Consider the following 10,997-nt stretch of genomic DNA (forward strand, 5'->3'; position numbering starts at 1 on the left):
GATGGACTAGTAGGGGCTATGCGAAGCGGCGCCTTGGCGCCGCGAAGCGGCGCCCGGTCGGCCAGCGCTCGCGGATCGGAGCCAACACGTAGACGCTACCCTTCAAGTGCAGGCCGGGTGACCGCGGGCGTGCCGCTTCGGCGGTGCGCTCGAGGAAAGTCCGGACACCGTAGGGCAGGACGCTGGGGAAACCCCAGACGGCGAAAGCCGATGGAAAGTGGAACAGAAAGGAAACCGCCGCCGAGGCGTTCTCCGGAGGTCTCGACGGTAAGGGTGAAAAGGTGGGGTAAGAGCCCACCAGCGTCGTGGTGACACGGCGGCTAGCCAAACCCCGTCCGGTGCAAGGCGAAGCAGGTTCCGTTGACGCGGCCCGCCGAGGAACCGGGTACGCCGCTCGAGCCGTCAGGTAACTGCCGGCCCAGAGAGATGGTCACCCACGACAGGATCCGGCTTACAGGCCTGCTAAGGAAGAGCCCCGCTAGCGCGGGGCTCTTCTATGCGTGGCGGCCCTAAACAGCGCGAAGCAGGACTTCGATCGCGGTGCCCTTGCCTGGTGCCGAGCTGAGTGTGAACGCGCCCTGGATCGCTGCAGCGCGGGCACGCATGTTCTTCAGGCCCTGCCCCGCGCCCGGGTCGTCGTTGTCGAACCCGGCTCCGTCGTCCGCCACCCGAAGGATCCGACGGTCGCCCTGCTGGATGATCGAGACCTCGACCTGACGCGCCTCCGCATGCTTGCGCGCGTTCGCGAGACCCTCCTGGACGATCCGGAACACCTCGATCTCCTCATCGGGAGCGAGGCTCACCTTCGGGTCGATCTGAACCTCGACGTCGAGCGCTCCGTCGGAGACGAGGAAGTCGACGTAGCGCTTGAGGGCAGAGTCGAACGGCGCCGAGCCTGCCGCGGACGAGAGCGCGAGGACCGCGAACTGCGCCTCCTGCTGCGCCCCCGTGACCGCATACTTCAGCCGCGGCAGGATCTCATCGAGCGCCGCTCCCGACTCGAGCATGCTCACCTGCGTCGAGAGCGCGAACAGGTACTGGGCGAGCCCGTCGTGGATCTCGCGCGCTACCCGGGCGCGCTCCTCGGCAACTGCCCGGCCGAACTCGGCGCTCCCGATTGCGCGCCAGACACCGACGAGAAGGACGATGAACGCGAGGATGCGGAGGACGTCACTCTGCAGCACGTAGTCACTCGATCGAGCGGGTGCGAGCACGTAGTGCAGGTCGGCGAAGACGACGAGAGTCAGGGCCAGCGTGAGCCAGCTATCGAGATCGCGTCCGTGACGGCGGTAGCGCAAGCCGAAGCCGACGACGGCGACAAGCGACAGCACGGTGAGGAGTGCGTAGGCGACGATCACCGACGCCGTGCGGGCGCCCTCGGTCGGCCCGCGGTCGAATTCGAGGCGAAGAACGTTTGAGTCGAACCAGACACCGAGAAGGGCGACGGCGACGACGCACAGCGTCACGACAAGTGCGCGGCGCCGCTTTGTGACCCGGCGCGAGACAAACGGTGAGAGAGCCAGTAGAGCCGTTCCGAACAGGGCTGCGCCGATGGCGGCCCAAGCTGCCACCGGCGCGAGCTCATTGCCCGCGACCACGGGCGCGACGGCGAAGGTTGCCGTACCGAGCCCGATCGCGAGGAAACCAGCCGAGAGCAGCAGATCCATCCCACGCCCCTCGACGAGAAACCTGACTGCTGCGAGCAGCGCAACGATCGTGGCGACGATCGCTACCGCGGTGTCGAGAGCAACCCGTGCGTTCGGTAGTTCGTAGCCGTCTAGACGACCCGTGGCGAGCAGCAGAGCTGTCCCGAGAGCGAGCAGGCAGACGAGCAATAACTCGCCAGCCAACCACGCCCGGAACCTGTCCGAGGGCTGAGTTTGCACATACCCCTAATCGGCAGGACGCGTGCTGCCGATGAGTCCGCTATGGAAAGCATTCTGATTGCCGATGATCACCCCCTCACGCGAGAGGCTCTCGCGTCGCTCCTCGCACAGCACGGCTTCGATGTCGTCGGCCAGGCCTCTGACGGCGCCGAGGCGATCAGCGAAGCCCGCCGCCTGCGTCCGCGCCTCGTTCTACTGGATCTAACGATGCCGGGCATGGACGGGTTGACTGCCCTTCCCCATATCCGCGAAGCATCACCGGAGAGCGAGGTCGTTGTTCTCACCGCATCCGGTACTGACGAGAACCTGCTCGAGGCAATCCGGGCCGGAGCGGCCGGATACCTCCTGAAGAGCGAGCCACCCGAGAGGATCGCCCTCTTTCTCCGCGGGGTCGCTGATGGCGAGGCAGCACTCTCCGGGTCGATCGCACGAAGGCTTCTCGATCGCGTCCGCGAGGGTGGCCGCATGGGTGGAATTCCCGACGAAGTCGCCCAGAAGCTCTCGACCCGGGAGATCGAGGTTCTCCTCCTTCTCGACGAGCACCTCGGCACCGACGAGATCGCTGCCCGGCTCTACATCTCCGAGCACACTGTGCGCTCGCATGTGAAGAGCCTCCTGCGAAAGCTCGGCGTGTCGTCGCGCCGGGATGCACTCGAGCGACTCGCAACCGCGCGCACCTGACGCCCCGCTTCACCCACAGCAATCCCTCATCGTGGGCGATCGGATTCGCCATGCCCGGGCGATAGAGGCGCGGGGCTCCACTGCCGATAGATCGACCACGCAGGTTCCAACGAGGAGCTAGCTGGGTAAACCGCACCGAAACGGCCGGGCCGCACCCCGGCCGTTTCAACGTTCCGGGACAGGCGCACCGTGGCGCGTCTAGGAGGAGAATCCCTCGAGCGACGCCTCGACGAGTGAGGGGAGCGTGGCGATGTTGTAGCCGCCCTCGAGTACAGCGGAGACCCGCGAGCAGAGCTGCGTGCAACGTGCAGCCATCTCCCTGAAGCCGTCGGCTGTCACGGTCATGTCGGCAAGCGGATCATCCACGTGTGCATCGAATCCCGCCGAGACGATCAGGAGTCCGGGCTCGAATGCCTGGACGGCCGGCTCGACCAGCGAGCGAAACGCGCGAGCGTACGCCGCGTCTCCCGACCCGGCCGGAAGCGGGATGTTGAGCACTGTCGCGTCGCTCGTGTCCGGCCCACCAGTGTGCGGATAGTACGGCCACTGGTGTAGCGAGACGAACAGAATCGATTCGTCCCCGCGGACGATCGCCTCGGTGCCGTTGCCGTGATGCACATCCCAGTCGACGATCGCAACCCGTTCGATCCCGAGCTCGGCCTGTGCGTGACGGGCCGCGATTGCCACGTTGCCGAAGACGCAAAAGCCCATACCTCGACCGGGGAGTGCGTGGTGCCCCGGAGGACGGACGAGCGCGAAGCCTCCTACGTCCGCCGCGCGGATCGCACACCCGGCGGCAAGGCTCGCCGCCTCCCAGGTGCTCGGGCCGGCGGGGGTGTCTCCATCGAGCCACGTCTCCTCGGCGAGAGCCGCGATCCGTTCGACGTACTCGCCGTCATGCGCTCGCTCGATCGCGTCAACGCTCGCCGACTCTCCCTCGAGCTCTGGATCGAACGCCGCGAGAAGAGCCGCGAGCCGGCCTCCCGTCTCGGGGTGATTGTCGCCCGTCGGGTGCAGGTCGACCATCGCCCGCTGACTCACGATCTCGATCGTCAAACCTCTCGAAGCTGCCGCGCCAGACGTGCGACCCCGAGCGCCTCGGCGGCAGCCGCGCCGGCGCCCCAGTCCGGCTCGAGATCCGGCAGATCGGGAAGGGGTGCCGACGGGTCGAGCGTCGCGATTCGGAGAAAGACACGAAGCTGGTCTGCCTCGGTCTCGAAGCGGCCATCGGCGAGCATCGCCTCGAGATCGGCGTAGGTCTGCAGCAGCGTCGCCGCCGTCTTCTCTCCTATGCCTCGGGCTCCCGGAATCTTGTCCGAGGGATCGCCGCGCAACGCAATGAAGTCCGGCACCTGCCGTGGCTCGACGCCATACCGCTCACGCACTTCCCGAGGTCCGATCCGGGCGAGCTCGCTGACGCCTCGCACAGGTTGCAGAATCGTGACGTCGTCGGCGGCGAGCTGAAACGCATCTCTGTCCGAGGTGGCGACCAGCGTCGTCCCACCGCTAGCCCTTTCGGCGACGACGGCAGCAGCGAGGAAGTCGTCAGCTTCGTAGCCGCTCTGCTTCCCGCAGACGATTCCCGTTGATGAGATCAGGGCGGGCAGATGCGAGAGCTGGTCGACGATCTCGGGATCGAACTCTCTGCCCGACTGGTACGTCGGAAGCAGCTCGTTGCGATAGGTGGGAATCCCGATCGTGTCCCAGGCGACGACAACGGCGCGCGGCTGCTCGGCCTTCCAGAGGCGCAGCAACATCGACGTGAAGCCGATCAGGGTGTTGGCCGGCCCTCCGTCTTCTCGACGGAGTGTCTTCGGCAACGCGTGGAAGGCCCGATGCGCGAACGAGTCACCGTCGACGACGAGAAGAGGCTTCATGCGATTGTCTCCTCGAGCTCCGTGATGGCCGTTCGCAATCGCTCGGTTGCGACGTGGGCTGCCTCGTCCGGCGCCATGCCGACGAGGTCGTCGAGGATGATCGGGTCGCCGAAGGCCACGCGCAGCCGCCCGAACCGGAGCAGGCGCCCCGACCCATGCACGCCGGCCGGGATGAGCGGCACACCGGCCTCGAGGGCGATGCGGGCAGCGCCCGAGCGCCATCGGGCCTCACGTCGCTTCCGGAGCCCCTTTTCACGCCTGGTGCCCTCGGGAAACATGACGACGATGTTCCCTTCGCGGCAGAGACGGAGTGCCGTGTCCACCGCCTCCTGATCCTGCTGGCCTCGCCTGACCGGGAAGGCGCCGCAGGCAGAGATGAACGGGCCGAGCGGGAACCAGAACAGTTCCGACTTCGCCATGAAGCGGAGATAACGACGAGGGAACAAGGGCATCCCCACGAGCCACGGATCGAAGTTCGAGAGGTGGTTGGCCGCGAGGACGTATCCGCCCTGTTTCGGAAGCCGCTCGGCGCCTTGCCAGCGCAGTCGACCGACGACCCGGAGGACGGGGTAGCTCAGCACTCCGATGAGCAGGTAGAGCCAGCTGGGGCGTGGTGTCGAACGCATCGTCGACGGCAGTATCGTCCCTTCTGGACACTTGCGGTACGGCACGGCGCCGCTAAGGTGACGCGCGCACCCGGCCATCGGTCGGGCAGGAAGGTGTCATCCGACCCGAAAAGGGCACTCGTGGCCGAACGTCGTCTCGTGATCGTGGAGTCTCCCGCCAAGGCAAAGACCATTGCCGGCTACCTCGGCGACGGTTTCGTCGTGGAATCGTCGATCGGCCACATCCGCGACCTTCCGAATCGCGCCGCCGACATTCCGGCCGCCGTGAAGAAGGAGTCGTGGTCGCGACTCGGCGTGAATGTCGACGACCAGTTCCAGCCGCTCTACGTCGTCGACCCCGACAAGAAGAAGAAGGTCGACGAGCTCAAGCGAGAGCTGAAGAACTCGACCGAGCTCCTGCTCGCGACGGACGAGGACCGCGAGGGGGAGGCGATCGCGTGGCATCTACTCGAGGTCCTGAAGCCGAAGGTTCCGGTCAAGCGGATGGTCTTCCACGAGATCACTCGTGAGGCCATCGACCGCGCGCTCGGCGAGACGCGCGACATTGACGATCGCCTCGTCGACGCTCAGGAGACACGGCGAATCCTCGATCGTCTCTACGGCTACGAGGTGTCCCCCGTCCTCTGGAAGAAAGTCATGCCGGGCCTCTCCGCCGGGCGCGTCCAATCCGTCGCGACGCGACTCGTTGTCGAGCGCGAGCGCGAGCGGATGCAGTTCGTTTCTGCTTCCTACTGGGACATCCTCGGCGTCTTCGATCCGGAATCGTTCGAGGCGAGGCTCGTAGCCGTCGACGGAAAGCGTGTCGCACAGGGTCGGGACTTTGGCGACGACAGCAAGCTCAAGTCCGACGTCCTCACGCTCGAGGAGGATGCGGCGCTCTCTCTCGCCGAGGGCCTCGCCGGCGCGTCGTTCGTCGTCCGATCGGTGGACGAGAAGCCGTACCGCCGAAGCCCTGCCGCCCCGTTCATGACGTCGACGCTGCAGCAGGAGGCAAGCAGGAAACTGCGCTTCTCCTCCCAGACGACGATGCGGGTTGCCCAGCGCTTGTACGAGAACGGTTTCATCACGTACATGCGCACCGACTCGACGACCCTGTCACAGGCCGCGCTCGGCGCCGCACGGTCGCAGGCGGCGCAGTTGTACGGCGCCGACTTCGTTCCCGAGAAGCCCCGTCTCTACGAGCGCAAGGTCAAGAACGCGCAGGAAGCGCACGAGGCGATTCGTCCCGCAGGCGATACGTTCCGCATGCCTGCTGCTGTGCAGAAGGAGCTGTCGCGCGACGAGCACGCACTGTACGAGCTCGTCTGGAAGCGCACGGTTGCCTCACAGATGGAGGACGCGCGTGGGCAGACGGCGACGCTCCGCCTCGGGGCGACGGCCGCCGACCGACGCGACGCCGAGTTTGGCGCCTCTGGCACCGTGATCACGTTCCGAGGCTTCCTTGCCGCGTACGAGGAGGGTCGTGACGACGAAAGCAGGAACGATGGCGATGAACGACGGCTGCCCGCCCTCGAGGTCGGCGAGTCCGTGATCGCGTCTTCACTGGAGGCTGACGGCCACTCGACGTCCCCGCCCTCTCGCTACACCGAGGCATCACTCGTCAAGGCGCTCGAGGATCGGGGTATCGGCCGCCCGTCGACGTACGCGTCGATCATGGGCACGATCCTCGACCGCGGCTACGTCTTCAAGAAAGGCACGGCACTCGTACCTACGTTCCTCGCGTTCTCCGTCACCAAGCTGCTCGAGAAGCACTTCGGACGGCTGGTCGACTACGACTTCACAGCGCTCCTCGAGGACGACCTCGACCGCATAGCCGAGGGCGACGAGAACCGCGTTGACTGGCTGAGCCGGTTCTATCGTGGAACCGAAGCGGCAAACGGCAAGCCTGCCGAGGAGGGGCTGCACGCGCTCGTCACCGACCACCTCGAGGAGATCGACGCTCGAGACGTGAACTCGATCGAGATTCCCGGCACGGACGACATCGTCTTGCGTGTCGGCCGCTACGGCCCCTACCTGCAGCGCGGTGAGGAGCGTGCGAGCGTCCCGGACGACATGGCGCCCGATGAGATGACGCGCGAGAAGGCAGAGGAGCTCCTTGCGAGGGGATCGAGCGACCGGACGCTCGGGGTCGATCCCGAGACAGGCCGTGAGGTGGTCGCCCGCGACGGTCGCTATGGGCCGTATGTGAGCGAGGTGCTCGAGGAGGGCTCGACCGAGAAGCCGCGCACCGGATCACTCTTCAAGACGATGTCGCTCGAGACGCTGGCGCTCGAGGATGCGCTCCGCCTCCTGTCCCTCCCACGCGTTTTGACGGCGGCGGACGGCGAGGAGATCCAGGTCGCGAACGGACGCTACGGTCCGTACATCAAGAAGGGCTCGGAGACCCGTTCGCTCACCGATGAGGAGCAGCTCTTCACGGTCACCGTCGAAGAGGCGACCGCAATTCTCGCTCAGCCGAAGGAGCGACGCGGACGCGGGCAGGCAAAGCCGCCCCTGAAGAACCTCGGTCCCGATCCGACGACGGCCAAGCCGATCGTCGTCAAGGACGGACGCTTTGGTCCCTATGTGACCGACGGCGAAACGAACGCAAGTCTTCGCCGCGGCGATGAGCCGGAGAGCCTGACGATGGATCGCGCGCTCGAACTGCTCGCCGAGAGGCGTGCCAAGGGGCCTGCTGCAAAGAAGCGCCGCCCCACCGCCAAGCGCTGACACACGTCGGACGCCGATCCACTATCGTGCGAGGGCACTGGTCGTCGGCCCGCCGTGCCGATGGATCGGCGGAGATTGGATCCTCCCGACCGGAGGAATAACGGTTACGGAGACGGCGTTGTCAGATTGTGACAGCGCACTGGGGTCACCACCCCTGGAAAACAGGGGCGAATCACCATAGAGTCTTGAGAGATTGTGCACACCGGGGTACGCGAAAGGACTGAGACAGCCTCTTGACGCAAAACCAGCTGACCGAACTGTTCGAATCCGATCAGATCAAGGGTCTGATCGCGCGCTCGGAGGAGCGCGGCTGGGTGGATCCGATCGAGCTCGAGGCGTTCGTCCTCGAGCACGAGCTCAACGACGAGGAGGCGGAGCAGATCACGCGCGAGCTCGAGACGATCGGTCTCGAGATCGGGCAGCCACAGGCTGACGCCGATGCGAAGAAGCTACTCGCCGAGGCCGAACGCAAGAAGGAGGAGGCCGAGGCCGCGGTGTGGGCGGCCGAGCCGCTCTCCGGCGCCGCTGACTCCCTCCAACTGTTCCTCGCCGACGTCGGACGCCACAAGCTGCTCACAGCCGCTGACGAAGTGACGCTCGCGAAGCGCATTGAGCGCGGCGACCCCGTCGCCAAGCGTCGCATGATCGAATCGAACCTTCGTCTCGTGGTCTCGATCGCGAAGGGCTATCGCGGGCTCGGTGTGCCGTTTCTGGACCTGATCCAGGAAGGGACGCTCGGGCTCAACCGCGCCGTGGAGAAGTTCGACTGGCGCCGCGGGTTCAAGTTCTCGACGTACGCCACGTGGTGGATCCGCCAGTCGGTGCAACGAGCCGTCGCGAACCACGCGCGCACGATCCGCGTTCCGGTGCACGTCGTCGAGCGCCAGCAGAAGCTGTCACGCGCCGCCCGAAGGCTCGAGGTGGAGCTGGGTCGCGAGGCAACGAAGCTCGAGCTCGCCGAGGCGACGGGGCTTCCGATCCAGCATGTCGAGGAGGCGCTCGGCGCCGCACACGCCTCGGTCTCGTTGAACCAGACGGTCGGGGCCGATGACGAGGGCGAGCTGGGCGATCTCTTTGCCGATCGCGAGGCGGCGGATCCGTTCGAGGAAGCGGAGGAGTCGCTCCGCCGCCAGGGAGTGCGCAGGGCGCTCGATGCGCTACCGGAGCGGGAGCGAAGGATCCTCGAGCTTCGCTTCGGCTTCGAGGGCGAGCCCTGGACGCTCGAAGCGATCGGCCACGAGCTCGATCTCACGCGCGAGCGGGTTCGCCAGCTCGAAGGCCAGGCGCTGTCGCGACTCGCAGCGTTGCGCGAGCTCGCGTCGCTCGCCGCCTAGCACCGAGATGCTCGACCGGTGATCGCCGCACCCTCCGGCACGGCGCGGCGGGGGAATAGGACGCGAGCATCCCCCACCGTGGGTGATTTCTGCGAATTCGCGGCGGTTTGGTCTAAAGAGGTGCTTCGGTGCGCCGATACACACGGCATGGACGCAGCAGAACGGAAAGAGATCCTGAGCCGCTATCGCGACCACAGCCGTCGCTTCGAGGCGGCAGCAGCACGGAGGAGCACGAGTCGCTCCGGCGCCGTGATCCCGTTCAACCCGCCGGCCCTCCGTGAGCTTGCGCAGGATCCGACGGCCCGCGAGCTCGAGGTTCTCCAGCTCGTCGCAGACGGTCTCGTCAATCGCGAGATCGGCCAGCGCCTCTTCCTCTCGGAGGAGACCGTGAAGTCACACGTGCGGCATCTACTCGCGAAGCTTCAGGCTCGCAGTAGAGCCCACGCCGTAGCTGTGGGCTATCGGCGTGGGCTCATTGCCTAGCACTACTACTTCACTGTGGTCAGACCGTCGGACCCTGACCCCAACGACCGAGCGAATCCCCCGGAAGAGGGATGCCCACCCGGGGCGTTGAACTCAGGATCTGACGGCTACCAGTCTTTCGTGCCGCTCATGAGTGCATGAGCTGCGACACGACGAAAGTACTTACGCATCGTTTGCTCCTAGCTAGGGGACTAACGGCACGACAGATCGTATACCCCAATCGAGGGATAGCGCAAGTGGCAACGACAATCCAGCGAAGAACCCAGCGATACGTGATGGCGCTAGGTGCTGCCGCTTTCATCCTCGGTGCCGGTCTCGTTGTGTCCGGGCGCGACCTCGGCGGCGACCTGCTGACGGTAGCGGCGCTTGTGGCCGTCAACGCACTGGCGGAACGAAGCGGTGTCTGGGTTAGGCCAACAACGCAGATGACTATTGCTCTGCTTCCGACGCTGTTCGCAGCCGTTCTCTTTGGCCCCCTTGCAGCCGGCCTGGTGAACGCGGCCTCAATGCTCGGAGATCCCGACCTCTTCGCTCGCTCAGATCCGGATCGAGCTCCTCGCCTCAAGCTCGCGAGCTACGCGAGCTCTCGATTCATCACCGGAGCATTCGCCGGCCTGGTGGCGCAGGCTCTTTTCGGTGTCACTACTTCGCAGTTCGGTGGACTGCTTGTCGCTAGCCTCGCGGCCTGCTTGGTTGCGGAGATCCTCGACATGCTCTTCGCTGCGATCACCGCGCGAATCCGCGGTCGAAGTATCAAGGGAATCATCCGAACCGTGAGCCCCCTGTTGCTGACGTCTATCCCCTTCTACGCTCCCACGGTCGCTGTCCTTGCACTCGCATACACCGAGGTCTCCCCGTGGACAGCTCCCCTCTTCTTCATCCCCGCACTCGCAGCTCAGCGCCTCTTCGCCATGTACCAACAGCAACGGCAGCTCGCGGAAGACCTCAAGCGCGCCAACCTCTCCTTTGCGGAAGCGCTGGTCGCGACGCTTGAGAAGAGCGACCAGTACACGGCCGGTCACTCGAAGGCCGTCGCCATCTACGCGCGCGACATCGCCGAACGCATGGGTCTCTCCTCCGACATCCAGGAGCGCGCTTACCTCTGTGGGCTCGTACACGACATCGGAAAGGTCGGGCTCCCGCCGAGCCTGCTGCTGAAAGACGGCCCACTGAACCTGGAAGAGCGCCGACTGATGCAGGAGCACCCTGCGATCGGCGAGAGCATCCTCAACAAGGTCGACCTCTATGCCGACGTGGCGCTGATCGTCCGCCACCACCACGAACGGGTCGACGGCGAGGGATACCCCGACAAGCTCCAAGGCGACGAGATCCCGAGCCTCTCGAGGATCATCGCCGTCGCCGATGCGTACAACGCGATGACCTCCAACCGCTCGTACAGGG

Annotated in this window: 9 protein-coding genes and 1 other RNA gene; 6 read left to right on the forward strand and 4 right to left on the reverse strand. The window is 65.9% G+C overall.

Annotated elements, in window-relative coordinates; genetic code table 11:
* Positions 1 to 105: 105 nt before the first annotated feature.
* Positions 106 to 470, forward strand: an RNA gene (gene rnpB, locus ABIR74_RS12770) — RNase P RNA component class A.
* 39 nt (positions 471 to 509) lie between these two features.
* Here rnpB and ABIR74_RS12775 read toward each other — a convergent pair.
* Positions 510 to 1,850 carry an ATP-binding protein gene (locus tag ABIR74_RS12775; RefSeq protein ID WP_348178717.1) on the reverse strand — a complete coding sequence of 447 codons (1,341 nt, stop codon included), beginning with the start codon at positions 1,848 to 1,850 and terminating at the stop codon, positions 510 to 512.
* 78 nt (positions 1,851 to 1,928) lie between these two features.
* On the opposite strand from ABIR74_RS12775, the gene ABIR74_RS12780 reads away from it, so the two are divergent.
* On the forward strand, positions 1,929 to 2,567 hold the full coding sequence (locus tag ABIR74_RS12780) for a response regulator transcription factor (protein ID WP_348178719.1): 639 nt from the start codon (positions 1,929 to 1,931) through the stop codon (positions 2,565 to 2,567).
* 198 nt (positions 2,568 to 2,765) lie between these two features.
* Here ABIR74_RS12780 and ABIR74_RS12785 read toward each other — a convergent pair whose 3' ends face one another.
* From ABIR74_RS12785 to ABIR74_RS12795, 3 genes are read right to left on the reverse strand one after another with little or no spacing between them, the layout of a single operon-like run.
* A complete protein-coding gene (locus ABIR74_RS12785; protein WP_348178721.1) occupies positions 2,766 to 3,608 on the reverse strand; it encodes a histone deacetylase in 843 nt (280 codons plus the stop codon).
* An 11-nt stretch (positions 3,609 to 3,619) separates the two neighbouring features.
* Positions 3,620 to 4,444, reverse strand: a complete 825-nt coding sequence (locus tag ABIR74_RS12790) for a 5'-3' exonuclease (RefSeq protein ID WP_348178723.1) — start codon at positions 4,442 to 4,444, stop codon at positions 3,620 to 3,622.
* The gene (locus ABIR74_RS12795) at positions 4,441 to 5,070 is read right to left on the reverse strand and encodes a lysophospholipid acyltransferase family protein (RefSeq protein ID WP_348178725.1); all 630 of its coding nucleotides are present in this window, start codon (positions 5,068 to 5,070) and stop codon (positions 4,441 to 4,443) included. The genes ABIR74_RS12790 and ABIR74_RS12795 overlap by 4 nt, the downstream gene beginning before the upstream one ends.
* 120 nt (positions 5,071 to 5,190) lie before the next feature.
* Between ABIR74_RS12795 and topA the strand changes: the two genes are divergently transcribed.
* From topA to ABIR74_RS12815, 4 genes are all read left to right on the forward strand, one after another.
* On the forward strand, positions 5,191 to 7,779 hold the full coding sequence (gene topA / locus ABIR74_RS12800) for a type I DNA topoisomerase (RefSeq protein ID WP_348178727.1): 2,589 nt from the start codon (positions 5,191 to 5,193) through the stop codon (positions 7,777 to 7,779).
* A gap of 233 nt (positions 7,780 to 8,012) precedes the next feature.
* Complete coding sequence (locus tag ABIR74_RS12805; RefSeq protein ID WP_348178729.1) at positions 8,013 to 9,113, forward strand: sigma-70 family RNA polymerase sigma factor; 1,101 nt, start codon at positions 8,013 to 8,015, stop codon at positions 9,111 to 9,113.
* A 147-nt stretch (positions 9,114 to 9,260) separates the two neighbouring features.
* Positions 9,261 to 9,596, forward strand: a complete 336-nt coding sequence (locus tag ABIR74_RS12810; RefSeq protein ID WP_348178731.1) for a LuxR C-terminal-related transcriptional regulator — start codon at positions 9,261 to 9,263, stop codon at positions 9,594 to 9,596.
* 236 nt (positions 9,597 to 9,832) lie between these two features.
* A partial coding sequence (locus ABIR74_RS12815; RefSeq protein WP_348178733.1) for an HD domain-containing phosphohydrolase occupies positions 9,833 to 10,997 on the forward strand: 1,165 nt, incomplete at its 3' end.

The sequence above is a fragment of the Gaiella sp. genome (assembly GCF_039915195.1).
In the GTDB taxonomy this organism is placed as follows: domain Bacteria; phylum Actinomycetota; class Thermoleophilia; order Gaiellales; family Gaiellaceae; genus Gaiella.